This is a genomic window from Amycolatopsis sp. NPDC104775, assembly GCF_055583325.1.
On the sequence record NZ_JBVJOE010000004.1, the window covers coordinates 804699 to 829319 of the forward strand.

At 71.5% G+C, this 24621-nt stretch carries 24 protein-coding genes; 18 read left to right on the forward strand and 6 right to left on the reverse strand.

What is annotated here, in order from left to right:
• The first annotated feature begins 3 nt into the window (after positions 1 to 3).
• The 10 genes from ACZ63D_RS22260 (at position 4) to ACZ63D_RS22305 (ending at position 10435) form a co-directional block, all read left to right on the forward strand.
• Positions 4 to 1320, forward strand: coding sequence for an MFS transporter (locus ACZ63D_RS22260; RefSeq protein WP_465356229.1), 1317 nt, complete (start codon positions 4 to 6; stop codon positions 1318 to 1320).
• 530 nt (positions 1321 to 1850) lie between these two features.
• On the forward strand, positions 1851 to 2771 hold the full coding sequence (truB, locus tag ACZ63D_RS22265; protein WP_465356230.1) for a tRNA pseudouridine(55) synthase TruB: 921 nt from the start codon (positions 1851 to 1853) through the stop codon (positions 2769 to 2771).
• Positions 2772 to 2813: 42 nt separating this feature from the next.
• Positions 2814 to 3779 carry a bifunctional riboflavin kinase/FAD synthetase gene (locus ACZ63D_RS22270; RefSeq protein WP_465356231.1) on the forward strand — a complete coding sequence of 322 codons (966 nt, stop codon included), beginning with the start codon at positions 2814 to 2816 and terminating at the stop codon, positions 3777 to 3779.
• Positions 3780 to 3922: 143 nt separating this feature from the next.
• A complete protein-coding gene (locus ACZ63D_RS22275) occupies positions 3923 to 4399 on the forward strand; it encodes an XRE family transcriptional regulator (protein ID WP_465356232.1) in 477 nt (158 codons plus the stop codon).
• A 3-nt stretch (positions 4400 to 4402) separates the two neighbouring features.
• Positions 4403 to 4876: an RNA 2',3'-cyclic phosphodiesterase gene (thpR, locus tag ACZ63D_RS22280; RefSeq protein WP_465356233.1), complete on the forward strand. Its 474-nt coding sequence runs from the start codon at positions 4403 to 4405 to the stop codon at positions 4874 to 4876.
• A gap of 163 nt (positions 4877 to 5039) precedes the next feature.
• Positions 5040 to 5309: a 30S ribosomal protein S15 gene (gene rpsO / locus ACZ63D_RS22285; protein WP_465356234.1), complete on the forward strand. Its 270-nt coding sequence runs from the start codon at positions 5040 to 5042 to the stop codon at positions 5307 to 5309.
• Between the two features lie 236 nt (positions 5310 to 5545).
• Positions 5546 to 7792: a polyribonucleotide nucleotidyltransferase gene (locus ACZ63D_RS22290; protein ID WP_465356235.1), complete on the forward strand. Its 2247-nt coding sequence runs from the start codon at positions 5546 to 5548 to the stop codon at positions 7790 to 7792.
• An 86-nt stretch (positions 7793 to 7878) separates the two neighbouring features.
• The gene (locus ACZ63D_RS22295; RefSeq protein WP_465356236.1) at positions 7879 to 9243 is read left to right on the forward strand and encodes a M16 family metallopeptidase; all 1365 of its coding nucleotides are present in this window, start codon (positions 7879 to 7881) and stop codon (positions 9241 to 9243) included.
• The gene (gene dapB / locus ACZ63D_RS22300) at positions 9240 to 9989 is read left to right on the forward strand and encodes a 4-hydroxy-tetrahydrodipicolinate reductase (protein WP_465356237.1); all 750 of its coding nucleotides are present in this window, start codon (positions 9240 to 9242) and stop codon (positions 9987 to 9989) included. Before ACZ63D_RS22295 ends, dapB begins: the two co-directional genes overlap by 4 nt.
• Positions 9986 to 10435, forward strand: coding sequence for a tetratricopeptide repeat protein (locus ACZ63D_RS22305; protein WP_465356238.1), 450 nt, complete (start codon positions 9986 to 9988; stop codon positions 10433 to 10435). Before dapB ends, ACZ63D_RS22305 begins: the two co-directional genes overlap by 4 nt.
• Positions 10436 to 10466: 31 nt before the next feature.
• Here the strand turns inward: ACZ63D_RS22305 and ACZ63D_RS22310 are convergent, their stop codons facing one another.
• A complete protein-coding gene (locus ACZ63D_RS22310) occupies positions 10467 to 10982 on the reverse strand; it encodes a hypothetical protein (RefSeq protein ID WP_465356239.1) in 516 nt (171 codons plus the stop codon).
• Between the two features lie 152 nt (positions 10983 to 11134).
• Here ACZ63D_RS22310 and ACZ63D_RS22315 point away from each other — a divergent pair, with 152 nt between their 5' ends.
• A complete protein-coding gene (locus ACZ63D_RS22315) occupies positions 11135 to 11611 on the forward strand; it encodes a GtrA family protein (protein ID WP_465356240.1) in 477 nt (158 codons plus the stop codon).
• Here the strand turns inward: ACZ63D_RS22315 and ACZ63D_RS22320 are convergent.
• Positions 11601 to 12155, reverse strand: coding sequence for a GNAT family N-acetyltransferase (locus tag ACZ63D_RS22320; protein ID WP_465356241.1), 555 nt, complete (start codon positions 12153 to 12155; stop codon positions 11601 to 11603). The genes ACZ63D_RS22315 and ACZ63D_RS22320 overlap by 11 nt on opposite strands.
• 50 nt (positions 12156 to 12205) lie before the next feature.
• Here ACZ63D_RS22320 and ACZ63D_RS22325 point away from each other — a divergent pair, with 50 nt between their 5' ends.
• Positions 12206 to 13420 carry a winged helix-turn-helix domain-containing protein gene (locus ACZ63D_RS22325; RefSeq protein ID WP_465356242.1) on the forward strand — a complete coding sequence of 405 codons (1215 nt, stop codon included), beginning with the start codon at positions 12206 to 12208 and terminating at the stop codon, positions 13418 to 13420.
• A 468-nt stretch (positions 13421 to 13888) separates the two neighbouring features.
• On the opposite strand, the gene ACZ63D_RS22330 is transcribed toward ACZ63D_RS22325, so the two are convergent.
• Both ACZ63D_RS22330 and ACZ63D_RS22335 read right to left on the reverse strand, forming a co-directional pair.
• The gene (locus ACZ63D_RS22330) at positions 13889 to 14812 is read right to left on the reverse strand and encodes a DUF4097 family beta strand repeat-containing protein (RefSeq protein ID WP_465356311.1); all 924 of its coding nucleotides are present in this window, start codon (positions 14810 to 14812) and stop codon (positions 13889 to 13891) included.
• 476 nt (positions 14813 to 15288) lie between these two features.
• Complete coding sequence (locus ACZ63D_RS22335; RefSeq protein WP_465356243.1) at positions 15289 to 15801, reverse strand: toxin-antitoxin system HicB family antitoxin; 513 nt, start codon at positions 15799 to 15801, stop codon at positions 15289 to 15291.
• 84 nt (positions 15802 to 15885) lie between these two features.
• Between ACZ63D_RS22335 and thyX the strand changes: the two genes are divergently transcribed.
• From thyX to ACZ63D_RS22365, 6 genes are all read left to right on the forward strand, one after another.
• Positions 15886 to 16644 (forward strand): FAD-dependent thymidylate synthase, encoded by a 759-nt coding sequence (gene thyX / locus ACZ63D_RS22340; protein WP_465356244.1) that lies wholly within the window; start codon positions 15886 to 15888, stop codon positions 16642 to 16644.
• Positions 16645 to 16654: 10 nt separating this feature from the next.
• On the forward strand, positions 16655 to 17053 hold the full coding sequence (locus ACZ63D_RS22345) for an ACT domain-containing protein (protein WP_465356245.1): 399 nt from the start codon (positions 16655 to 16657) through the stop codon (positions 17051 to 17053).
• 96 nt (positions 17054 to 17149) lie between these two features.
• Entirely contained in the window at positions 17150 to 18391 is a 1242-nt protein-coding gene (locus ACZ63D_RS22350) for an Nramp family divalent metal transporter (RefSeq protein WP_465356246.1), read from the forward strand.
• An 84-nt stretch (positions 18392 to 18475) separates the two neighbouring features.
• Entirely contained in the window at positions 18476 to 19975 is a 1500-nt protein-coding gene (locus ACZ63D_RS22355) for a serine/threonine-protein kinase (protein WP_465356247.1), read from the forward strand.
• Between the two features lie 112 nt (positions 19976 to 20087).
• Entirely contained in the window at positions 20088 to 21101 is a 1014-nt protein-coding gene (gene dapA / locus ACZ63D_RS22360; RefSeq protein WP_465356248.1) for a 4-hydroxy-tetrahydrodipicolinate synthase, read from the forward strand.
• The gene (locus ACZ63D_RS22365) at positions 21098 to 22795 is read left to right on the forward strand and encodes a ribonuclease J (RefSeq protein ID WP_465356249.1); all 1698 of its coding nucleotides are present in this window, start codon (positions 21098 to 21100) and stop codon (positions 22793 to 22795) included. Before dapA ends, ACZ63D_RS22365 begins: the two co-directional genes overlap by 4 nt.
• Positions 22796 to 23017: 222 nt before the next feature.
• On the opposite strand, the gene ACZ63D_RS22370 is transcribed toward ACZ63D_RS22365, so the two are convergent.
• Together ACZ63D_RS22370 and wrbA are read right to left on the reverse strand one after the other, a co-directional pair.
• The gene (locus ACZ63D_RS22370; protein ID WP_465356250.1) at positions 23018 to 23962 is read right to left on the reverse strand and encodes an EamA family transporter; all 945 of its coding nucleotides are present in this window, start codon (positions 23960 to 23962) and stop codon (positions 23018 to 23020) included.
• Positions 23963 to 24003: 41 nt separating this feature from the next.
• Positions 24004 to 24618, reverse strand: coding sequence for an NAD(P)H:quinone oxidoreductase (wrbA, locus tag ACZ63D_RS22375; RefSeq protein ID WP_465356251.1), 615 nt, complete (start codon positions 24616 to 24618; stop codon positions 24004 to 24006).
• Positions 24619 to 24621: the final 3 nt, after the last annotated feature.

A 24621-nucleotide genomic window follows, 5' to 3' on the forward strand; every position in this document is an offset into this window, starting at 1 on the left:
CTCTTGACGCCCGCCGGCCGCGCCCCTGTCCGGTCCTGGCTCATCTGGCTCACCGCGGTCACGGTGTACCTGCTCGCCGTCTTCCACCGCACCTCGTTCGGCGTCGCCGGGCTGAAAGCGGCCGAACGCTTCGGCGTCGGCTCCGCCGCGCTCGGCATCTTCACCGTGCTGCAGGTCGGCGTCTACGCGGCCATGCAGATCCCGACCGGCGTGCTGGTCGACCGCTACGGCCCGCGCCGCGTGCTCACCGCCGCCGTCCTGATCCTCGGCTCCGGCCAGCTGCTGCTCGGCCTCGCCGACACCTACGCGCTCGGCCTGGTGGCCCGCGCCGTCCTCGGCCTCGGCGACGCGCTCACGTTCGTCAGCGTCCTGCGTCTCGTCGCCGCGCACTTCCCGGCCCACCGGTACGCGCTGCTCGCGTCCTTCACCTCGTGCGTCGGCTACATCGGCAACCTCGTCGCGACAGTCCCGCTCACCCTGCTCCTCGACGGTCCAGGATGGACAGTCACCTTCCTCGCCGTCGGCGCGGTGACGGTGCTCTACTCGATTCCGGTCGCCCTGCGCGTCCGCGACACCCCGGAAGGCGTGCCGGAACGAAAGCGCGAACCCGTGCGTCCGGCGGAACTCGGCCGTCAGGTCACACTGGCCTGGCGGACTCCTGGCACCCGGCTGGGTTTCTGGGTGCACTTCTCGACGATGTTCGCGCCGAACGTGCTGACCCTGTTGTGGGGCGTGCCTTTCCTGGTGCAGGGAGAAGGCCTGCCCGCGGCGACGGCGAGCGCACTGCTGACCGTTTTCGTCTTCGGCTCGATGGCAGGCGGCCCGCTGCTGGGCGCGGTGATCGGCCGCGCCCCGGCGCTGCGCGTGCCGCTGGTCATCGGCTACCTCGTCGGCGCGGCACTCGTGTGGGCGGTGCTGCTCGGCTGGAACGGCCACATTCCGGTAGGCGTCCTCGTCCCGGCGTTCGCCTTCCTGACCTTGGGCGGCCCCGCGTCGATGATCGGCTTCGCCATCGCCCGCGACTACAACCCGCTGTCGCGCGTAGGCACCGCGACCGGCGTGGTGAACGTCGGCGGCTTCCTCGCGACCACCGTGACCGCCCTGCTGATCGGCATCCTGCTCCAGGCGACCGGCGGCAACTTCCGGATCGCGCTGCTGGTCGTCGTCGCCATGCTGGCACTGGGCGCGTCCCGGATGCTGGTGTGGTGGCGGCGAGCGCGCGCCCAGGTGTTCGCCGCGGAGGCGCGCGGCGAGGAGGTCCCGGTCCGGATCCGGCGGCACCGCTGGGACCGCGCACCGGAAGAGGCCGCGGCCGCCTGAGCCAGCACCCAACCCGGACTCGTCTCGCCACCCAAGCCGCCCGCGCCCACCACCCGCTCCCGCCGCCTGAGCCATCGGCTCGCGCCGCTCGTTCCTGCCCGGGCCACCGGCTCCTGCTGCCCGTTCCTGCCTGAGCCATCGGCTCCCGCTGCTCGTTCCTGCCTGAGCCATCGGCTCCCGCTGCTCGTTCCTGCCCGGGCCATCGGCTCCTGCTGCTCGTTGCTGCCCGGGCCACCGGCTCGCGCTGCTCGTTCCTGTCCGGGCCACCGGCTCGCGCCGCCTGTTCCTGCTCAAGCCGCCCGCGCCCCCCACCCAAGCCCGCCGCCCGCGCCCGTCGCCCAAGCCGCCCGCGCCCTCCGCACTCTCGCCGCCCCAGCCGCGCGCTCTCGCCGCCCACCCCGGCCGCACCTCCCACCCGCGTGCCCGCCCCCACCCGGCCGTCCTCGCCAGCCAGGCCGTCCCCTTCCCCCGCGCACGCCCACCCCAACCGGGCGCCGGCCGCGAACCCCGGCCTGGGTAGGGTTTCCGCCGTGTCTCGCCCGAAAAAACCGTCCCGTCCCGCCCCGCCTCCCGGACTGCTCATCGTCGACAAACCGGCGGGGATGACGTCGCACGACGTGGTCGCGCGGGCGCGGCGGATCATGGGCACCCGCAAGGTCGGCCACGCCGGCACGCTCGACCCGATGGCGACCGGCGTGCTCGTGCTCGGCATCGAGCGCGCCACCAAACTCCTCGGCCACCTCGCGCTCGACCGCAAGACCTACCTCGCCACCCTGTCGCTCGGCCGGTCCACCACCACCGACGACGCAGAGGGCGAACCGTTGGCCGAAACCGACGCCGCGCCGGAAACCCTCGCCGCCGTCACCGACGAGCAGATCGCCGACGGCATCGCCGCGCTGACCGGCGACATCCAGCAGGTGCCCAGCGCCGTCTCCGCGGTCAAGATCGACGGCAAGCGCGCCTACGCCCGGGTCCGCGCGGGCGAAGACGTCGTCATCCCGCCGCGGCCGGTGACCGTGCACCGGTTCGACGTTCTCGGTCTCCGCCGCGAGGACGACCGGATCGAGCTCGACGCGATCGTCGAGTGCTCGTCCGGCACCTACGTCCGCGCGCTCGCCCGCGATCTCGGCGCCGGGCTCGGCGTCGGCGGGCACCTGAAAGCCTTGCGCCGCACCACAGTCGGGCCGTTCACGCTCGCCCGTGCGCGCACGCTCGACCAGCTCGAAGAAAAACCGGAACTCTCCCTCGACCTCGACGCCGCCGTCGCCGCCGCCTTCCCGCGCCGGGATCTCGACGCCGCCACCGCCAAGGCGGTCCAGTACGGCAGGCGCATCCCGGCAGCGGGCATCACCGGCACGTACGGCCTGTTCGCGCCGGACGGCCACGTGCTCGCGCTGGCTTCCGACGCCGAGGGAGTGACCCGCTCGGTGGTGGTCCTCCTGCCCGCATAGGGTGGGGGCAAAGGCACCTTTGCTCGGGGAGAGTTGACAACAGTGCAGCGGTGGCGTGGGCTCGGGGACCTCCCGGGCGGCTGGGGACGGTGCGTGGTCACCATCGGCGTGTTCGACGGCGTGCACCGCGGGCACCAGGAACTGATCAAGCGCACCGTGGCGGCGGCCGCCGAACGCGGCGTGCCCAGCGTGGTGCTCACCTTCGACCCGCATCCGTCCGAGGTGCTGCGCCCGGGCAGCCATCCCGCGCAGCTGACCACCCTGCGGCGCAAGGCCGAGCTGGTCGAAGGGCTCGGCGTGGACGTGTTCTGCGTGCTGCCCTTCACCCTGGAGCTGTCCCGGCTCAGCCCGCACGAGTTCGTGCACGAGGTGCTGGTCGACCGGCTGCACGCGGCGGCGGTGCTGGTCGGCGACAACTTCACGTTCGGGGCGAAGGCCGCGGGCAACGTCGCGCTGCTGCGCGAGCTCGGCCGCCGGTTCGGGTTCGTCGCCTTCGGCGCGGAGCTGCAGGGCCGTTCGCTCGACGACGACCGCGGCGCCAACGACATCACCTTCTCCTCGACCTACGTCCGCTCGTGCATCGACGCCGGCGACGTGGTGGCCGCGGCCGACGCGCTCGGCAGGCCGCACCGGCTGGAGGGCATCGTCGTCCGCGGCGACGGCCGGGGCCACGACCTCGGCTACCCGACGGCCAACCTGTCCACCGCGCGGTTCGCCGCCGTGCCCGCCGACGGCGTCTACACGGCCTGGTTCACCCGGCTGTCCGACCCGGGCCGGCGGCTGCGCGCGGCGGTGTCGGTGGGCACGAACCCGACGTTCTCCGGCCGCGAGCGCACCGTCGAGGCGTTCGTGCTGGACGTCGACGAGGACTTCTACGGCCAGCACGTCGCGCTGGACTTCGTCACCCGGTTGCGGGACCAGGCGCGGTTCGGGGCGTCGGCCGACCTCGTGAAGAAGATCGACGAGGACGTGGCCCGGACCAGGGAAGCGCTCGGCTCGGGCGGCTGAGCGGACCCGGCCCCGGGGCGAATCGGGCGTTCCGGCCCGGCGGGGGCGTCCGGGGTGGCAAGATGGGCCGGCGGCGCCGGGCCGGAGGAGCAAAGCCGGGCGGCCGGAGCCGCGCGACGACAGCGCTAGGGGAGCGGAGCCAGGTGGAGGACCACAAGATCGTCCAGCGGAACATCGCGCTGCAGCGGCAGTGGTACGGGGAGCCGCTCGGCGATCGGGTGCGCAGGCTGGTCGTGGCCTTCGACGTGTCGCAGGCGTTCCTGGCCGAGGTGCTGGGGATCAGCGCGCCGATGCTGAGCCAGGTGATGAGCGGGCGGCGGGCGAAGATCGGCAATCCGGTCGTGCTGGCCAGGATGATCATGCTCGAACGCAAGATCCTGGTGCCCGAGGTCGCCGCGGGCGACCGCGACGCGATGCAGGCCGCGCTCGAGGACGTGCGCGATTCGCGGCCTACCGTCGGCCGCGACAACATCCCGGTCAGCTCGGACGAGAAGATCGTCCTGGCGGGCATCCGGGACGTCGCCGAGGACGAAAACCTCGCCGAGGCGGCGAAGCTGCTCGACGAGGACTTCCCGGCGATCGCCGACCTGCTCCGCCGCGCGGGAGCGTCGGGCCAGTAGCCGATGCGGCTGTTCTCCGCGCTGCGCCCGCCCGCCGACGTCGTGGCGGACATCGACGGCGCGCTCGGGTCCCGGGACCGGCTGATGCGCTGGTCCGACCCGGTGGGCTGGCACATCACGCTGGCCTTTTACGGCGAAACAGACCTCGCCGAACGCGCTGCCTTCCTCGACCGCGCGCTGGACGGCCGAAAATCCGTTGACGTCCAGCTGTGCGGTTCGGGAACATTTCCGGGAGTGCTGTGGTTGGGAGTGGCAGGGGAGCACCTGGCCGATCTCGCCGCGGCCGTGGCCTCCGGCGAGGACCGTCCCTACCGTCCGCACCTGACGCTGGCGCGCTGCTCGCGCACGCAGCCGCCGACGGAGTGGACGGAGCGACTGGCCGGTTTCCGAAGCCGGGCCTGGACCGCGGACCGTGTCGAGCTGATGGGCGGCAGCCCGTACCGCACGCTGCGGACCTGGCGGCTGCGGAGTGCGTGAGGCCGTGCTGCCCAGCTAGCCGCACGCGCCGGAAGCCGCAGTTCAACCGGCTGGTAACCTCGCAATCGGGTCCGGCTGCAGTCCGTGGCGGCCGCGACCGTCTCACCCGGCCGCGTGGCGCGGTGCGGGCCTCACGGCACTAGATGCACAAGGAGCACCACCAGTGGCGCTGTCCACCGAAGAGAAGAAGACGATCCTCGCCGAGTACGGGCTGCACGACTCGGACACCGGATCCCCCGAGGCCCAGGTCGCGCTGCTGACCAAGCGGATCGTCGGCCTCACCGAACACCTCAAGACCCACAAGCACGACCACCACTCCCGTCGCGGTCTCCTGCTGCTGGTCGGCCGTCGCCGCCGGCTGCTGAACTACACGGAAAAGGTGGACGTGGCGCGGTACCGCGACCTGATCAAGCGTCTCGGCCTGCGCCGCTAGCGTGCTGACGAGGGGGAGCGGCTCCGGCCGCTCCCCCTCGCCGCAAGCACACCCCCACACGGCGCGAGCGCGCTGGAGGAACGATCCCGCCGGTCCTCGGTAGTGGTTCCCGGGCAACGGACCCGGGGGCTTCGATCGAAGACCGGCCTCACACCTCCTCGAGCGTCCTCGGGCGAACCGGGTCCCACAGTGGGAGACTCTCGCCGTACGAAGGAACCAAAGAGGAGATTGACCATATGACCGACTCCACCGGAGTCACCGTGTTCGAGACCGAAGCCGTTCTGGACAACGGCCGGTTCGGCACCCGCACCGTCCGGTTCGAGACCGGCCGGCTCGCCAAGCAGGCCGCCGGCGCCGTCGTCGCGTACCTGGACGAAGAGACCATGCTGCTGTCGGCGACCACGGCGTCGAAGCACCCGAAGGAGCACTTCGACTTCTTCCCGCTGACCGTGGACGTCGAGGAGCGGATGTACGCCGCCGGCCGCATCCCGGGCGCGTTCTTCCGCCGCGAGGGCCGCCCGTCGACCGACGCGATCCTCACCGCCCGCCTGATCGACCGCCCGCTGCGCCCGTCCTTCGCCGACGGCCTCCGCAACGAGATCCAGGTCGTCATCACCGTCCAGAGCCTCAACCCGGACGACCCGTACGACGTGCTGGCGATCAACGCCGCGTCGGCCTCCACCCAGATCGCCGGCCTGCCGTTCTCCGGCCCGGTCGGCGGCGTGCGCGTCGCGCTGATCGAGGACCAGTGGGTCGCGTTCCCGACCTGGCCGCAGCTCGAGAAGGCCACCTTCAACATGGTGGTCGCGGGCCGCATCGTCGGCGATGACGTCGCCATCATGATGGTCGAGGCCGAGGGCACCGAGCACACGCTCGACCTGATCGCCGCCGGCGGCACCGCGCCGGACGAGGCGACCGTCGCGCAGGGCCTCGAGGCCGCGAAGCCGTTCATCCGCGTGCTGTGCGAGGCGCAGCAGCGCCTGGCCGCCGACGCCGCGAAGCCGACCGGCGAGTTCCCGGTGTACCCGGCCTACCAGCCGGACATCTACGAGGCCGTCGCCGCGATCGCGTCCGACGAGCTGGCCAAGGCCCTGCAGATCGCCGGCAAGCAGGAGCGCGACGCCGCGACCGACGAGGTCAAGGCCACCGTCCTGGAGAAGCTCGGCCTCGGCGAGGGCGAAGCCTTCGAGGGCCGCGAGAAGGAGGTCGGCGGCGCGTTCAAGGCGCTGACCAAGAAGATCATGCGCAACCGCGTCCTCACCGAGAAGATCCGGATGGACGGCCGCGGCCTGACCGACATCCGCCAGCTCTCGGCCGAGGTCGCCGTGGTCCCGCGGGCGCACGGCTCGGCGCTGTTCGAGCGCGGCGAGACCCAGATCCTGGGCATCACCACGCTGAACATGCTCCGCATGGAGCAGCAGATCGACTCGCTGTCCCCAGAGACGACGAAGCGCTACCTGCACCACTACAACTTCCCGCCGTTCTCCACCGGCGAGACCGGCCGCGTCGGCTCGCCGAAGCGGCGCGAGATCGGCCACGGCATGCTCGCCGAGCGCGCCCTGGTCCCGGTGCTGCCGAAGCGGGACGAGTTCCCGTACGCGATCCGCCAGGTCTCCGAGGCGCTGGGCTCCAACGGCTCGACCTCGATGGGCTCGGTCTGCGCGTCCACCATGGGCCTGCTCAACGCCGGCGTGCCGCTGAAAGCGCCGGTCGCGGGCATCGCCATGGGCCTGGTGTCCGACGAGGTGGACGGCGAGACGCGCTACGTCGCGCTCACCGACATCCTCGGAGCCGAGGACGCGCTGGGCGACATGGACTTCAAGGTCGCCGGCACGAAGGACATCATCACCGCGCTGCAGCTGGACACCAAGCTGGACGGCATCCCGTCCGAGGTGCTCGCCGCCGCGCTCAAGCAGGCGAAGGACGCTCGCCTCACCATCCTGGAAGTCATCGCCGAGGCGATCGACGGCCCGGACGAGATGAGCCCGTACGCCCCGCGCGTCACCAGCGTGAAGATCCCGGTCGACAAGATCGGCGAGGTCATCGGGCCGAAGGGCAAGATGATCAACTCGATCACCGAGGAGACCGGCGCCGACATCTCGATCGAGGACGACGGCACGATCTACGTGGGCGCGGCCGACGGCCCGTCGGCGGAGGCGGCGATCGGCAAGATCAACGCGATCGCCAACCCGCAGCTGCCGAAGGTCGGCGAACGCTTCCTCGGCACCGTGGTGAAGACGGCCGCGTTCGGCGCGTTCGTCTCGCTGCTGCCGGGCAAGGACGGCCTCGTGCACATCTCGAAGCTGGGCAACGGCAAGCGGATCGCGAAGGTCGAGGACGTGGTGAACGTCGGCGACAAGATCCGCGTCGAGATCGCCGACATCGACAACCGCGGCAAGATCAGCCTGATCGTCGTCAAGGAAGAGGACGCGGCGAAGCCCGCCGAGGGCGACGCCGAGGCGGAGAAGGCCGAAGCCAAGTAAGGTTCGCCTCCCGTACAGCTTGGTCCGTGAAGGCCCCCTCTCCGGCCGGGGAGGGGGCCTTCACCGCATGTGAGCAAAGGATTGCATTGGCACGGCAGGTTTCCGGGCACGAGCAGCCCGTCGGCACCACCCGTACGCTCGAGTCCACTTCGGACGGTTCGGTCGTCAAGCGGAGCGTCCTCCCCGGCGGCCTGCGGCTCATCACCGAGCACGTGCCCGCCTCCCGGTCGGCGACCGTCGGCCTGTGGGTAGGCGTCGGTTCCCGCGACGAGCCGGCTCCGGTCGCGGGTGCCGCGCACTACCTGGAACACTTGCTGTTCAAGGGAACCAGCCACCGCGACGCCACCCAGATCGCCGAAGAAATCGACGCGGTCGGCGGCGAATTCAACGCCTTCACCGCGAAAGAGCACACCTGCTACTACGCGCAGGTGCTCGACGCGGACCTGCCGCTCGCGCTGGACCTGGTCACCGACGTGGTCTTCGAAGCGCAGTGCACGGACCGCGACATGGACATGGAACGCAGCGTCGTGCTCGAAGAGATCGCGATGCGCGACGACGACCCGGAAGACTTGCTGCACGAGGAGTTCGTCAGCGCGATCCTCGGCGACCATCCGCTGGGCCGCCCGGTGCTGGGCACGGAAAAGTCCATCACCGAAATGTCGCCGGTCGCGCTGCGCGGTTTCTACCGCCGTCGCTACACCTTGCCGCGGATGGTGCTCGCGGTCGCCGGGAACATCGAGCACGCGCAGGTGCTGCGGCTGGTCAAACGGGCGCTCAAGGACCGTCTCGGCGGCACGGCGACGCCGGTCGCACCTCGGTCCGGCCGTGCGCGGCTGAAAAGCGTGCCGAAGCTGGCGCTGCACCCGGACGACACCGAACAGGCGCACGTGATGCTCGGTTTCCGCGCGTTGCCGCGGCACGACGAGCGCCGGTTCACGCTGTCGGTGCTCAACGCGGCGCTCGGCGGCGGCATGAGCTCGCGCCTGTTCCAGGAGATCCGCGAACGCCGGGGCCTGGCGTACCAGGTGTATTCGTCGGTGGCGAGCTACGCCGATCTCGGGCACATGTCGGTGTACGCGGGCTGTCAGCCGGAGCGGCTGGGCCAGGTCGCGGGCGTGATCCGGGAGGTGCTCGACTCGGTCGCCGCGGACGGGCTGTCCGACGCCGAGGTCGCGCGCGCCAAGGGACAGCTGCGCGGCGGGCTCGTGCTGGGCCTGGAGGACACGTCGTCGCGGATGTCCCGGATCGGCAAGAACGAACTGAACTACGCCCGGTACCTGGGCGTGGACGACACGATCGCGCGGATCGACGCGGTCTCGACCGAAGACGTGTGTGCGCTCGCTCGCACTCTGCTGCGGCGCCCCGGCGGGGTGTCGTCCGCGGCGGTGGTGGGGCCGTACGCTCACGCCGACGACCTTCCCGACGATCTGCACGAGGTGATCGCGTCATGACCGAGTCCCCGATCCGCGTCGGCGTGCTGGGCGCGCGCGGCCGCATGGGCGCCACCGTGGTGAAAGCCGTGGAAGGCGCCGCGGACCAGGAACTGGTGGCGGCGCTGGACGCGGGCGACGATTTCGCCGCGCTGGAGAAGGCCCAGGTGGTCGTGGACTTCACGCACCCGGACGCGGTGATGGACAACCTGCGCTGGCTGATCGCGCACGACCTGCACGCGGTCGTCGGCACCACCGGGTTCAGCGAAGAGCGGCTGGCCGAACTGCGCGGGCTGCTGGCGGACAAGCCTCAGCTGGGCGTGCTGATCGCGCCGAACTTCGCGCTGGGAGCTGTGCTGGCGATGCGGTTCGCGGCGCAGGCGGCGAAGTTCTACGCCTCGGCCGAGATCATCGAACTGCACCACAACCGCAAGGCCGACGCCCCGTCCGGCACCGCCGCGCACACCGCGCGGATGATCGCCTCCGCTCGGGCCGAGGCTGGGGTCGCTCCGGGCCCGGACGCCACGACGTCCGAACTGGACGGCGCCCGCGGCGCTTCGGTCGAGGACGTCCGCGTGCACTCGGTCCGGCTGCCGGGCCTGGTGGCGCACGAGGAAATCCTGTTCGGCGGCGAGGGCGAGACCCTGACCATCCGGCACGATTCGCTGGACCGGACATCGTTCATGCCGGGTGTGCTGCTCGGCGTACGCTCGGTGGTGTCGCGTCCCGGCCTGACGGTCGGCCTGGAGAACGTGCTCGACCTGTGAAAGCCCGCAATTTCGCGCTGCTGATGACGGCGGCGCTCGTGGTGTACCTGGTCCTGCTGGCGGACCGGGCCGTGGCACTGCTGCAGACCGGGACGCCCGCCGGGATCGCACTGGGCATCGGCGTGTTCCTGCTGCCGCTGCTGGGCGTGTGGATCGTCGTGGTGACCTGGCGGTCCGGCATGCAGATCCAGCGGCTGTCGCGGCAGCTGGACGCCGAGGGCGGCCTCCCGGACGTGTCGGACCTGCCGCGCCGCCCGTCCGGCCGCGTGGACCGCGACGCCGCCGACGCGTGGTTCGACGAGCGCCGCGCGGAAGTCGAGGCGAGCCAAGAGGATTGGCGGGCCTGGTACCGGCTGGCGTACGCGTACGACATCGCGGGGGACCGGCGGCGGGCGCGGGCGACCATGCGCAAGGCGATCGAGCTGGAAGCCGCGGAGCGCCGGTAACGCTCGCTCCGCCCCGCCCGCAGCGGGCTGGCTAGTGCAGCCAGCCCGCGAACATCGCGGGCGACGCCGCCAGCAGGCTGAACCGCACCCACCGTCCGGCCAGGCCCGCGGCGAGGAACGTCGACAGCCGCATCCGGACCATCCCGGCGAGCACGCTCGTCGCCATGAACGGCGGCAGCCCGACGAGCGAGCTGACCCCGTAGGTGCCGGTCATCCAGTGCGGATGGCGCTGGCAGCGTTCGCGCAGGGCTTCGATCTTGCCGCGGATCGCCTTGGTGCGCAGCTGCCAGCGGACCCGCCGCGGCGTCAGCGGGCGTTCGCGGTGCAGCCGGTCGTGCAGGAATTTCGGCAGCCGGATCGTGCCGCGGGCGGCCAGGTAGTACAGCAGTTTCCCGGCGATCTGCCCGACCGCGACCGCGCCGCCGAGCCACAGCCAGTGCACGCTCTGCTGGCTCGCGCAGAGACCGATGACGAAGAGCTCGGCGTTGACCAGCGGCACGATCGCCGAGCCGAAGGCGACGCCGAGAGTGATGAGCACCCATCCCATCGCGCCACCCCCTTCGTGTCCCTGCTCACTCCAAGCTATCAGCCGTCACGAAAAGATCACGGGGGCTAACCCCACTCTTTGCCCGGGAGCCAGCACCAGAAGATCACCTGGCCGACCGGTCTCGGACACCTTCCGCTGCCAGGATCGGGCAGGTGCCTGAGGTGCCGATCGCCGACCGTTTCGCCGGGCTGTGCGCCGCCGTCGTGCGCGTCCTGCCGTTCGGATTGTCCCGCGTGGTCGCGCCGAGTTTCCTCGGTTTCGCGGTGATCAACGGCTTCACGTTCGGCGTCGATCTCTTGCTGCTGACGATGTTCCACGGCGGGCTCAAGTGGCCGGTGTGGCTGTCGATCAGCCTCGCTTACGTGGTCGCGTTCGGGCTGAGTTTCGTGCTGAACCGCGCGCTGAACTTCCGTTCGCACGCGCCGGTCGGCCGTCAGGCGGTGCTGTACGTGGTGGCGATCGCGGTGAACTACGCGGCGTTCCTGCTGGGGCTGGGCGCCGGATTGACCGCGCTCGGCGTCGAGTACCACCTGTCGCGGCTGATCGCCGGGGCGTGCGAGGGCGTGTTCATGTACTCGGTGATGCGGTGGGTGGTCTTCGCGAAGCGCGAAGAGCCGGTCACTGCGTGAGTTCCAGGTCGAGCGTGCCGGTGAGCCGGACTTCGCGCAGCGTGCCGCGGCCGGTGTCGAGGGTGCGGACGGTGCCGTCGGGAGACCAGCCGGCGCGCCGGTAGAAGCCGAGAGTCGCGTGGTCGGACTGCGCGACCCAGGCGATGCCGCGGCTGAGCCCGTTCGCGCGCAGGTCGGCGGCGGCCGTCGCGAGCAGCCGCCCGGCGTGGCCCCGGCGGCCCCAGCGCGGCTCGACCACCACGGAGGCGATCAACCCCGGAGCGTCCTCGGGCGGCGACCCGTCGGCCGCCGCGGCTTCGTCCCGCGGCGCCGGGCCCGCGACGCAGTAGCCGACCGTGAACGAGCCCTCGGTGGCCAGGTAGACGCGGGAATCGGGGTACGCGATCGTCTCCGCCCAGGTGCCTTCGAGGTCGGCCTTGTCGAGTTCTTCGATGGCTTCGTCGCCCAGCAGCCCGGCGTAGGCGGCCCGCCAGGTCAGCCGCTGGATGCGGGCGATCTCCGCGGCGTCGGACGGGTTCGCGGGACGGACTTCGGCGGCACTCACGCGGGCAATGTACCGAAACTGTCGGGGGTGGCTGGCACCATGGCGGCATCATGCAGACGATCAGCCTTTCCGCCGCCCGCCGCACCGCTTTGGCCGCACAGGGATTCGCCGACCCGCGGCCCGCCACGGACCCGACCCGGCGCCATCTCGCCAAGGTGCTGTCCCGGGTCCAGTTGCTGCAGCTGGACTCGGTCAACGTCGCCGTGCGCGCGCACTACATGCCGCTCTTCTCGCGCCTGGGTGCGTACGACCCGGCGCTCGTCGACGACGCCGCGTGGAGCCACCGCGCCCGACGGCCGCGGCTGCTGGTCGAGTCGTGGGCGCACGAGGCCAGCCTGCTGCCGATCGAAGACTGGCCGCTGCTGCGGTCCGGCGCGAAGCGGGACGGCTGGTGGCGGAACTACACCCGCGTGGTCGACACGGTGCCCGGCCTGCTCGACGACGTGCTGGCGGTCGTGAAGGAACACGGCCCGATCGGGGCCGGGGCGATCGAAAAGGCACTCGAAACCGACGCGGTCAAACGCGGTCCCGGGGCGTGGTGGGAACGCTCGGTGGTGAAGAAAGCCTGCGAGTACCTGTTCGGCGTCGGCCAGCTGAGCACCGGCACCCGGCGATCGTTCGAGCGGTTGTACGACCTGACCGAACGAGTCGTGCCGCCGGAGATCCTGTCCCGCAAGGTTTCCGCGGAGGAAGGCGCCCGCGGCCTGATCGAGCGCTCGGCGCGGGCTCTGGGCGTGGCAACGGAAACCGACCTGCGCGACTACTACCGGCTGGGCCCGGACGTCTCCCGGCAAGCCGTCCAGGAGCTGGTCGAGGAAGGCGTCCTGGAGCCAGTCCAGGTCGCCGACTGGCGCGCGGTCGCGTACCGGCACGCCGGCGCCCGCACGCCGCGGGCGGTGACCGGACGGGCTTTGCTGTGCCCGTTCGATCCGCTGATCTGGGAGCGCGCGCGGACGGAGCGGTTGTTCGGATTCCGGTACCGCATCGAGATTTACGTCCCGGAGCCGAAGCGGGTGCACGGGTATTACGTCTTCCCGTTCCTGCTGGACGGGGCGCTCTCGGCGCGCGTGGACCTGAAATCCGACCGGGCGGCCGGGGTGCTGCGGGTGCAGGGCGCGTTCGCCGAACCGGGCGTCGACCAGGCGCGGGTGGCGGCGGAACTGGCCGGGGAACTGCGGACGATGGCGGAATGGCAAGGGCTGGACGGCGTGGCGGTGGGGGAGCGGGGCGATCTGGCCCGTGCGTTGCGGCGCGCGGTGAAGTGAGGCTCCCGCGCTGACCAGGGCGACGGCGGCGGGACAACCTCGGGTCTCGTGAGTGCTTGTGCCGGTTAGAACCGGCACAGGCACTCACGAGACCGCCGCCAGTGCCGACGCGATTTCCCCCGCGGTCGCAGATGAAGCCTTGGCGGGCGATTCTCCCGCGCCCAGCCGCCTCGACTGGCTCGCGCGGAGGTCCCCTCCTGAGAGAGCCAGGTTGGCGTGGGCGGAAGTCCTTGTGGTGGCTGGGCGTGGCGGGGCGGCAGAATCCACGCTGTAGTGGCTGGGCGTGGCGTGCCAGGGAAGTCCTCGCTGCTGCGACTTTCCTTGGCGCGCAAAGGAATTCGCGCGATACGAAGCGGCGGGCCGCCCGGGATGCCTCCGGTGCGGCCCGCCGCCTCCCCCTTGTGCATCCGTCTGCCCGGCGCACCCGGGGTAGCGGGGGCGGCCGCGGCAAACGGGATGTTCTCGGCGTCAGCCCGCCGCGCGGGTCACCACCGCGTTGCCGGTTCCGGTGCGGGCGCGGACTTTCAGCGCTACCGCGCCCTCCGGCGGCGTGTCCGAGACGTCCAGTTCGCTCGAGACCCGCCCGGCCGCCGACGCCAGTTCCACTTCCGCCCGGACCCCGCTGCGGATGCCGACCCGCACCTCTCCCGAACCGGTGATCAGTTCGAGCGATCCGGAGGCCGCGTCGGCCACGGAGAGGTCGCCGCTGCCGGTGCGGGCCATGACGTCGCCTTCGACCGCGCCCAGCCAGACGTTTCCGGTTCCGGTGCCGAGCGTCGCCGGTCCGGCGATCGACGCCGCTTCGACCGAACCGCTGCCGCTGCGCAGTTGCAGACCGGCCAGCGTCGGGCCGAGCTTCACGGCTCCGGTTCCGGTCCGGATGGTGGCCGCGCCGTCCGCGCGTTCCAGCGCCACCTCGCCGGATCCGGTGAGGATGTCCGCGCGGCCCGCGGCGCCGGTCACCGTGACGTCCGCCGAGCCCGCGCGCACTTCGAGGTGCGAGCCGGCCGGGGCGTGGACCGTCACCGCCACCGGGACGTTCCGCAGCTGCCACGCCTTCGCCGCCCGCACGACGACCCGGTTGCCGGTCTTCTCGATCCGCGCCTGCCGCACCGCGTCGGCGACCGAAAACTCCGGCATGCCGCCGAACTGGTCCCCGAACTTCTCGCCGACCCACGACAGCAGGCTGCTGACGCCGTTCACCCACGACGGCTGCTCGCCCGCGTCGTGCTGGAGCCGCACGGTCACCCCGGACGCCCGCCCGAGCACGACCTCGACCCGCCCGATCGTGACGCCCAGGTCCAGCTCCACCGGACCGTCCGCCTCGAAGTCCTGCAGCCGCACGTACGGCCCCGGTTCCCCGGAATCCGAGCCGGAGCGGGCCGCGGAAATGTCCGAAGTGGACTCACTGCCGCTCGCCGCGGTTCCGGCGGCCTCGGGACCAGGCTCGGATCCGCTGCCGCTCGACGAGGCCGCGGACTCCGCCCCCGCGAACGCCCCGCTCGCCGCAGTGTCCGAAGTGGACTCACCGCTGCTAGCAGAGCCGGACTCGCCGCTCGGCGCAGCCGAGCCTTTCGCAACGCTCTCGTCGCCTGCGGCACCGGCAGTGGAGCCGGACTCTCCGCCCGGTGCGGCCGAGGTTTTCGCAACGCCCGCCTCGCCCGCGGCACCGGCAGAAATGCCGGACTCCCCGCCCGGCGCAGCCGATGCCTTCGCAACGCCCTCCTCGCCCGCAGCACTCCCGCCACCGGCAGTGCCGCCGGACCCGGCTTCCGCCCCGCCCGTGCTCCCGAATCCGGGTTCCCCAACCCGGCCTTCGGTGTTCTTCCCCTGGTCTTCCCGGTTCTCGCCCATGGTGTTGCCCCCTTCTAGCCTTCGACCCAGCCGTGCAGCTTGGTCTCGGTGCGGCCCCCGCCGCTGCTGTCGTGCCAGCGCTGGTGCTGCTGCGCCTGGCCGAGCGCCCCCTGCACGGCCTGCGCCACGAACGTGTTCAGCGAAACCCCCTGCGCGGCCGCCGCCTGTTCGGCCTGGCCCTTGATCTGCTCGACCAGCCGCAGCGTGATCCGCGAGATGTCGCCGCCGTCGATCGGGGGCGCGGGCGGCGGCGGTGGCGGGGGAGGCGCGGACTCGGCACGGTCCTCGCCGCCGGTGACGACCACGCGCACGTCCCGGCCGTCGAGCCGGACGTCCACCACCTGGCCGGGCAGGGCGGCGGTCACCTCGGCCGCCAGGTCGGCCAGCGCGTTCATCAGCGTCAGCCGGACGGCCGGTTCCAGAGCAGACGACAGGAGTGCGGCCGCCCGCCGGGTCTGCTCGTCCCCGGCGGAGGCCGTGTTCGCGAGGTCTTCGCGAAGGTTCGCGATGTACGGCGTCAAGTCCATGACACCACTATGGCGTCACTCGTGACGTCACGTCAAGGCGCGGTGATGTCACCCGTGCCGCCGGGTTAGGCTGGCGGAGCCGACATGAGGGGAGCGAGACCGGTGCCGCCCAAGGTGCAGCTGATCGCGAAAACCGAGTTCTTCCCGCCCGAAGACGTGCCCTGGTCCACCGACGCGGACGGAGGCGAGGCGCTCGCCGAGTTCGCCGGGCGCGCCTGCTACCAGTCCTGGGAGAAGGCGAATCCCGCGACCGCGACCAACGCCGGCTACCTCGAGCACGTCATCGACGTCGGCCACCTGGCCGTGCTGGAGCACGGGTCGGTCACCTTCTACTTCTCCGGGGTCTCCCGCTCGCTCACCCACGAGCTGATCCGGCACCGGCATTTCTCCTACTCCCAGCTCTCCCGGCGCTACGTTCCCGAGCGCGACGCCGAGTTCGTCGAGCCGGACGTGATCGCCGAAGACCCGGTGCTGCACGAGAAATTCGTCAAGGCCACGCAGGCCAGCGCCGCCGCGTACGACGAACTGCTGGCCGGGCTGGAGGAGAAGTTCGCGGACACGCCCAGTGCCACCCTGCGCCGCAAGCAGGCGCGCCAGGCGGCGCGCGCCGTGTTGCCGAACGCGACCGAAACCCGCATCGTCGTCACCGGGAACTACCGGGCGTGGCGGCATTTCATCGCGATGCGCGCCACCGAACACGCGGACGTCGAGATCCGTTCGCTGGCCATCGAATGCCTGCGGCAGCTGCACAAGGCGGCGGCCAACGTGTTCGCCGACTTCACGATTTCGACCCTGCCCGACGGCACCGAGATCGCCTCGAGCCCGAAAGTGCTGGAAGGCTGACAAACCACTGATGAAACACCTGGCGATCGACCTCCGTCCCGGTCCCTACTCGGTCGTGCGGCTGCCCGCCGACGCGGCCGTTCCCGCCGAGCTGCTGGAACCCGGCGAGCCCGCGCTCGTCTCGGTCACCCGCACCCCGGACGAACTGTCGGTGATCTGCCCGACCGGCCGCGAGCCCGAGGGCGGCACCGTCGAGGACGGCTGGCGGCTGTTCACCGTCCGCGGGCCGCTGGCGTTCACCCTCACCGGCGTCATTTCCGCGCTCGCGTCGGAACTCGCGGCGGCGGGCGTCGCGCTGTTCTCGCTGTCCACTTTCGACACCGACCACATCCTGGTGCGCTCCGACGACCTCGACCGGGCCGTCGCGGCCTTCCGCGAAGCCGGGCACGAAGTGCTCCTGCCCGCCTGAGAAGCGCGCGAGCGTGGCGCAGCACACCCTTGCCCGGTAAAGTTCGGCGCGCCTAAACTTTGAGTTGGGGCGACCGATACCAGAGAGTGGGCGGACATGGCGGTGGCGGAGGCGACACGTCCGCGCGGCGTGGCCCGGCTGCGGGCAGGCTGGGCACTGCTCGGACCGGCGTTCGTCGCCGCGATCGCGTACGTCGATCCGGGCAACGTCGCGGCCAACGTCAGCGCGGGCGCGCGCTACGGCTACCTGCTGGTCTGGGTGATCGTCGTCGCGAACCTCATGGCCGTGCTGGTGCAGTACCTGTCGGCGAAGCTCGGTCTCGTCACCGGCCAGTCGCTGCCCGAGGCGCTGCGCGACCGGCTTTCGACCGCGGGGCGGCTCGGGTACTGGGCGCAGGCCGAGATCGTCGCGATCGCCACCGATCTGGCCGAGGTCGTCGGCGGCGCCATCGCGCTCAACCTCCTTTTCGGCCTCCCGCTCGTGGCGGGCGGCCTGATCACCGGATTCGTGTCGCTGGTGCTGCTCGCGGTGCAGGACCGCGGCGGCCAGCGCCCGTTCGAACGCGTCGTGACCGGCCTGCTGGTGGTGATCGCGGTCGGGTTCCTGGCGAGCCTGTTCGTCGAATCACCCTCGGCCGCCGGGCTCGCGAACGGCCTCATCCCGCGGTTCAGCGGCGGCGACAGCGTGCTGATCGCGGCCGCGATGCTCGGCGCGACCGTCATGCCGCACGCGGTGTATCTCCATTCCGGACTGGTCCGCGACCGGCACGGCAAACCCGAACCCGAACGCCGCCGCCGGCTGCTGCGAGCCACTCGCTACGACGTCGGGTTCGCGATGCTGCTCGCCGGTGCGGTGAACCTCGGCATGCTGCTGGTGGCCGCGACGAATCTTCAAGGCCAGCAAGGCGTCGACACCATCGAAGGCGCGCACGGGGCAGTCGCCGCCGCGCTCGGGCCCGGGGTCGCGCTGATGTTCGCGATCGGGCTGCTCGCGTCCGGGCTGGCGTCGACGTCGGTGGGCGCCTACGCGGGCGCGATGATCATGCAAGGCTTGCTGCGCAAGAGGATTCCGATCGTGGCACGGAGGCTCGTCACGCTCGCCCCGGCGATCATCGTGCTGGCGCTGGGGGCGGATCCGAGCGCGGCGCTGGTGGTGTCGCAGGTGGTGCTGTCGTTCGGCATCCCGTTCGCGCTCGTGCCGCTGATCCGGCTGACCTCCGACCGCGGGCTCATGGGCTCCGACGTCAACCGCCGGACCACCACGGTGTTCGCAGTCGTCGTCGCCGCGGTGATCATCCTGCTCAACGTGGTGCTGATCGTGCTCACAGTCACCGGCTGACGCTGTCCTAACCGGACGGAACCGGCAGCGTCCCCGGACGGTCGGACTAGCATCTGCGCGAAGCCGACCGAGGAGCCCGACCCCGTGACCGACGAACAGACCCGCCCCTACGACCCGAACCGCACGGCTCCCGCCGGTCGCGTGGTGGCCGGCCGTTACCTGCTGCTCGGCGAACTGGGCCGCGGCGGCATGGGCATCGTGTGGCGCGCGCAGGACCAGGTGATCGGGCGGCAGGTCGCGATCAAGGAGCTGCGGCTGCCCGAATCCGAAGGTGCCGCGGTGTTTTCCGAGCGGGTCCTGCGCGAGGTGCGCGCGGGCGGGCGGCTCAACGACCCAGCCGTCGTCACGGTGTACGACGTGGTCACCGACCAGGGCACCACCTGGATCGTGATGGAACTCGTCGAAGCGCCCACGCTCGCCGAGCTGGTGCGCGCGCACGGCCCGATGCCCGAGCAGCAGGCGGCGGCGATCGGGGAGCGGGTGCTGTCGGCGCTACAGGCCGCGCACGCCGCGGGGATCGTGCACCGTGATGTCAAACCGGCCAACATCATGGTCGCGCCGGACGGCCGGGTGAAGCTCACCGACTTCGGCATCGCGCACGCCATCGACGATCCGCGGCTCACCACGAGCGGGATGATCGTCGGCTCGCCCGCGTTCATGGCCCCGGAACGGGTCGAAGGCCGCGAGGCGATGCCGGAATCGGACCTGTGGTCGCTCGGCGCGACGCTGTACTTCGCGGTCGAGGGCATTGTCGCGTTCGAACGGCCCACCACGGCCGCCACGCTGCACGCGATCATGACCGAAGTGCCGTACCTGACCCGGGTGCAGGGTCCGCTCGGCGCGGTCATTCTCGGCTTGCTGGTGGCGAACCCGGAAGCCCGGCTCACCGCGGCTCAGGCGCGGGCGCAGCTGGCCCACGCCACCGGTCCGACGCAACGTCCGGCCACCGCGGTGATGCCGCAGGAGACCCGCGTGGGCGGCCAGCCGACCCGGATGGCCGCGAAGCCCGAAGGCAAGAGCCGCCGCGGCTGGTGGGCGGGCGCGGTCGCGGTGCTGGTGATCGCCGCGCTGGCTGGCGGGTTCTTCCTCGGCAAGCCGGTCTGGTCGCCCGCGAAGGACGAGCAGCGGGCCGAAACCGTCACCTACGGCCCGGACGGCTACCTCAAAGCCAAGTTCTCGTCGTACGAGCTCTGCTACAACGCCGTGGTCCAGCCGGGCGTGGTGATCAGCTCGGACAACAACGTCGACTGCAAGAAGAACCACACGCTCGAAGTCTTCGACACCGCCGACCCATTGCCGTTGGAGAACTGGAGCAACGACGAGGCGGTCGTCGCCCCGTATCCCGGGCAGGAAGACATCAGCCGGGCGGCCGAGGCGCGCTGTGCGGCGTCGTTCCATTCCGCGGTGGTGCCGCCGCAGCAGCGCGCGGACCTCTCGTACCGGGCGATCGTGCCGACCCAGCAGGCCTGGCAGGTGCAGCCGGACAACGACAGCAGCAGCGGCCCGAACCGCAAGATCTACTGTGTCCTTTCGCGGGCGAACAACGGCCAGATCCCGGCGCAGATCACCGCCAAGGTCAAGTAGCCGCGCGAGAAGTTCCTCCAGGACAGCCGCGACGGCGGAAATTCTCCGAAGTTCCCGGCGGCGCACCAGGTCGGGGCCGGGTTCGGCGATCCGACGAGGTACCGTCGTGGCCATGTCCACCTCACCTGCCGCCGCGCCCGGACGTCCGTTCGGCCGCGTGCTCACCGCGATGGCGACCCCCTTCGACCGGGCCGGGGCGCTGGACGTGAAGCGGGCCCAGGAACTGGCCGAGTACCTCGTGGACCTCGGCAACGACGGCCTCGTCGTCAACGGCACCACCGGCGAGAGCCCGACCACCACCGACGAGGAGAAGGCCGAGCTGGTCCGCGCCGTCGTCGAGGCGGTCGGCGACCGCGCGACCGTCGTCGCGGGGGCGGGCACCAACAACACCGCGCACAGCATCGAGCAGGCGCACGCCGCCGCCGAGGCGGGCGCGCACGGCCTGCTCGTCGTCACGCCCTACTACTCGCGCCCGAGCCAGGCCGGGCTGTACGCGCACTTCACCACGGTCGCGGACGCGACCGAGCTGCCGGTGATGCTCTACGACATCCCGCCGCGCTCGATCGTGCCGATCGAGGTCGACACCCTGCAGCGGCTGGCCGAGCACCCGCGGATCGTCGCGGTGAAGGACGCCAAGGGCGATCTGATCGCCGGCTCCGAGGTCATCGCGAACACCCACCTCGCCTACTACTCCGGCGACGACGGCCTGAACCTGCCGTGGCTGTCGGTCGGCGCGGTCGGCGTGGTCAGCGTGATCGGGCACGTCGTGGCGGGCCGGATCCGCGCGATGATCGAGGCCTACGAGGCGGGCGACACGTCCACCGCGCGCACGAACCACCGCGGGATGCTGCCGGTGCTGCGGGCCATGTCGCGCGTCGGCGGCGTCGCGTTCAGCAAGGCCGCGCTGCGGCTGCGCGGGTTCGAGATCGGCGACCCCCGGCTGCCGATCGTGGCCCCGTTCGACGACCAGCTGGAGCAGATCGCGGCCGATCTCGCCCAGGGCGGCGTGCCGCTGGAGGACAGCGCGGCCTCGGACTGGCATGGTGCACGGGTGGCACAAGCAGATTCGCAGGCGGCCTACACCGCCCCCACCTCGCACACCAGCGTTGGGACAATGCCCCGGTGACTTCACTTCCCGCCGGACCCGGCCCGACGCACCTCCCGCCCGCCCTTCCCGAGGGAGCCCTGCGCGTCGTCGCGCTCGGCGGCATCGGCGAGGTCGGGCGCAACATGACCGTCTTCGAGTACGACGGCAGGCTCCTGATCGTCGACTGCGGCGTCCTCTTCCCCGAGGACGACCAGCCCGGCGTCGACCTGATCCTGCCGGACTTCCGCGCGATCGAGGACCGGCTCGACGACATCGACGGCCTCGTGCTCACGCACGGGCACGAGGACCACATCGGAGCCGTCCCGTTCCTGCTCCGGCTGCGCCCGGACGTCCCGATCTACGGTTCGCGGTTCACCAACGCGCTGCTCGCGGCCAAGGCCAAGGAGCACCGCCAGCGGCCGAAGCTGATCGAGGTGCGCGAGGGGGAGCGGCGCCAGGTCGGCGCGTTCGACCTCGAGTTCTTCGCGGTGAACCACTCGATCCCGGACGCGCTCGCGGTCGCCATCCGCACGCCGGCCGGCGTCGTGCTGCACACCGGCGACATCAAGCTCGACCAGCTGCCGCTCGACGGCCGGCTCACCGACCTCGCGGGTTTCTCGCGCCTGGGCGACGAAGGCGTGGACCTGTTCTGCGTGGACTCGACCAACGCCGAGGTGCCCGGGTTCGTCATGCCCGAGCGCGACATCGGCCCGGTGCTCGACGACGTCATCCGGCGCGTGGACCAGCGCGTGATCGTCGCCTGCTTCGCCAGCCACGTGCACCGCGTGCAGCAGGTGCTCGACGCGGCGGTGCGGCACGGCCGCCGCGTGGCGTTCGTGGGCCGGTCGATGGTTCGGAACATGGGCATCGCGGCCGAACTGGGCCTGCTGAACGTGCCCGAGGGCCTGCTCGTGGACCTGGACCAGGCCAGCACCCTGCCGGAGAGCAAGGTGCTGTTCGTCTCGACCGGTTCGCAGGGCGAGCCGCTGTCCGCGCTGTCGCGGATGGCGCGCGGCGAGCACCGGCAGATCTCGATCCGCGCGGGCGACACCGTCGTGCTGGCCAGCTCGATGATCCCGGGCAACGAGACCGCGGTGTTCGGCGTCGTCAACGGCCTGACCCGGCTCGGCGCGAACGTCGTGCACCAGGGCAACGCGAAGGTGCACGTGTCCGGGCACGCGTCCGCGGGCGAGCTGCTGTACCTGTACAACGCGGTGCGGCCGAGCAACGTGATGCCGGTGCACGGCGAGTGGAAACACTTGCGCGCCAACGGAGAGCTCGCGATCCGCACCGGCGTCGCGCCGGACAACGTGGTGATCGCCGAGGACGGCGTGGTCGTGGACCTGGTCGACGGCAAGGCCTCGCGCACCGGCCGCGTCGAGGTCGGGCACGTGTACGTGGACGGATTGTCCGTCGGCGACGTCGGCGAGTCGACCCTGTCCGACCGGCTGGTGCTCGGCGAGGGCGGGTTCATCGCGATCACGGTGGTGATCGACTCGAACACCGGCCGCGCGGTCAGCAGCCCGACGATCTCCGGCCGCGGCTTCTCCGACGACCCGAAGGCGCTGCACGCCGTCGTGCCGCTCGTGGAGATGGAGCTGGCGCGGACGGAAGCCGAGGGCATCACCGACACCCACCGCATCGCGCAGGCGGTGCGCCGGGTCGTCGGCCGATGGGTCGCCGACACCTACCGCAGGCGGCCGATGATCGTGCCGACGGTCATCCCGGTCTGAGTCCGCTCTGAGTCAGCGCCGCGCGCCCGCCAGCAGCAACGCGAGCATCACGATCGCTGCCTGGCGGGCGAGCGCGTTGCGCGCTCTGCGCTGTTCGGCTCGGCTCGGTCGGTTGTCCATGAGATCCCCCAGGTGTCTCGTGCGGCCTCGTCCAGTGTGGCGGGCTCGCGGATAGGACACATCCCGCTCGAGGTTGGTTCCCCTCTCCACCCCGAGGGGGAGTCAGGCGACCTCCGCGGTCTGTCGTTGGACCAGGTAGGCGCCGCCGAGCAGCAGCGCGGCGCCGACCGCTTGGGGCCAGGCGAGGGCTTCGCCGAGGAACGCCCACGCGAAGGCCGCCGCCGTGACGGGTTCGAGCAGCCCGACGACGCTCGCCACCGAGGCGGGCAGGTGGCGCAGGGCGGAAATCCCGGCGACGTAAGGGATCGCCGTCGACAGCACCACCAGGCCGATCAGCAGCAGCCACAACGGCGGCGTCCACGGTCCGAAGGGGACAGTCCGGCCAGCCAGGTCCAGCGGCAGCGTCCACGGCGGCGCGGTGACGCTCACCAGGACTCCGCCGATCACCATGCCCCAGGTGACCAGCCCGAGCGGCTCGCGATCGGCCACCGCGCGTTCGCCGAGCAGGAAGTACCCGGCCGAACAGAGCGCCGCGCCGAGCCCGGCCAGCAGCCCGAGCGCGTCGAGCCGCAATCCCTGCCAGACCTGCGCGACCAGCGCGAGCCCGGCCAGCGCGACCGCCATCCCGAACCACAGCATGCGCGGCAGCCGCTTCTTCCGCACCACACGCACCCACAGCGCGATCAGCACCGGCGACAGGAACTCCAGCAGAATCGCGATGCCGACTGGGATCCGTTCGGCGGCAATGAAATACAGCAGCTGCGTCCCGGCGACGCCGAGCGCTCCGTACGCCAACAGCATCGGCCATTCCCCGCGCCGGACCCGCAGCGTGCGCGGGGCGAAGAGCGCGGTGCCGATCAGCAGCAGCACTCCCGCGACCCCGATTCGCAGCACCGCCACCTGTTCCGGCGTCATTCCCGCGCCCATGACCGGTTTCGCGAGCGTGCCGGATGTGCTGAAGAAGACCGCGGCGAGCAGGACGAGCGAGAGGCCGCGGCCCCGGTGGATCACCCGGGGTTGTTCCAGGACAGGGAGTTCGGTGGTCACGCGCCGGACATTACGGAGCGGCTCGGCTGAGCGAAACCGAGTTATTCCAAGGCTTTCCGGCCGGTCGCCACGTGGGTCGCGATCGTCGCCAGCCGACGCCCCTGCAGCCGGAGTGCCCGCAGCGCGGTGTCGTCCGGCGCCGCGGATTTGCGCGAGACGAACGAGCCGCCGTACGGGTTGCCGGACTCCAGCAGGTGCGGGTCCGCGTAGCCGAGGGGAACGACGATCGCGCCCCAGTGGTAGAAGATGTTGTTGATGGCCAGCACGGTCGCTTCCAGACCGCCGTGCGCGGTGGACGCCGAGGTGAACGACGTCGCCACCTTGTCGGCCAGTTTCCCTTGCGCCCACAGGCCGCCCGTGGTGTCCACAAAGGACTTGAGCTGTGCGGCGGGACCGCCGAAGCGGGTCGGGCTGCCGAGCGCGAGACCGTCCGCCCACTCGAGATCGGCCAGCGTGGCGAGTTCGTGGTGCGGCCCGGAATCGACCCAGGCCCGCCACCGCCGATTGCTCGCCACCGCTTCCGGCGGCGCGGTCTCGGCCACGGTGCGGACGCGTACGTCCGCACCGATTTCGCCCGCCCCTTCGGCGAGCGCGCCGGCGAGAGCGGCGGTGTTGCCGGTAGCGCTGTAGTAAACGACCAGAATGCGGGTGCTCACACC

Bases quoted from the DNA above. Each gene is read 5' to 3' on its own strand.
- ACZ63D_RS22325 (WP_465356242.1), top strand. From the start codon at position 12,206: ATGCAGACGATCAGCCTTTCCGCCGCCCGCCGCACCGCTTTGGCCGCA.
- thpR (WP_465356233.1), top strand. From the start codon at position 4,403: ATGCGGCTGTTCTCCGCGCTGCGCCCGCCCGCCGACGTCGTGGCGGAC.
- ACZ63D_RS22335 (WP_465356243.1), bottom strand. From the start codon at position 15,801: ATGGACTTGACGCCGTACATCGCGAACCTTCGCGAAGACCTCGCGAAC.
- thyX (WP_465356244.1), top strand. From the start codon at position 15,886: ATGAGGGGAGCGAGACCGGTGCCGCCCAAGGTGCAGCTGATCGCGAAA.
- dapA (WP_465356248.1), top strand. From the start codon at position 20,088: ATGTCCACCTCACCTGCCGCCGCGCCCGGACGTCCGTTCGGCCGCGTG.
- ACZ63D_RS22345 (WP_465356245.1), top strand. From the start codon at position 16,655: ATGAAACACCTGGCGATCGACCTCCGTCCCGGTCCCTACTCGGTCGTG.
- dapB (WP_465356237.1), top strand. From the start codon at position 9,240: ATGACCGAGTCCCCGATCCGCGTCGGCGTGCTGGGCGCGCGCGGCCGC.
- ACZ63D_RS22310 (WP_465356239.1), bottom strand. From the start codon at position 10,982: ATGGGATGGGTGCTCATCACTCTCGGCGTCGCCTTCGGCTCGGCGATC.
- ACZ63D_RS22350 (WP_465356246.1), top strand. From the start codon at position 17,150: ATGGCGGTGGCGGAGGCGACACGTCCGCGCGGCGTGGCCCGGCTGCGG.
- ACZ63D_RS22290 (WP_465356235.1), top strand. From the start codon at position 5,546: ATGACCGACTCCACCGGAGTCACCGTGTTCGAGACCGAAGCCGTTCTG.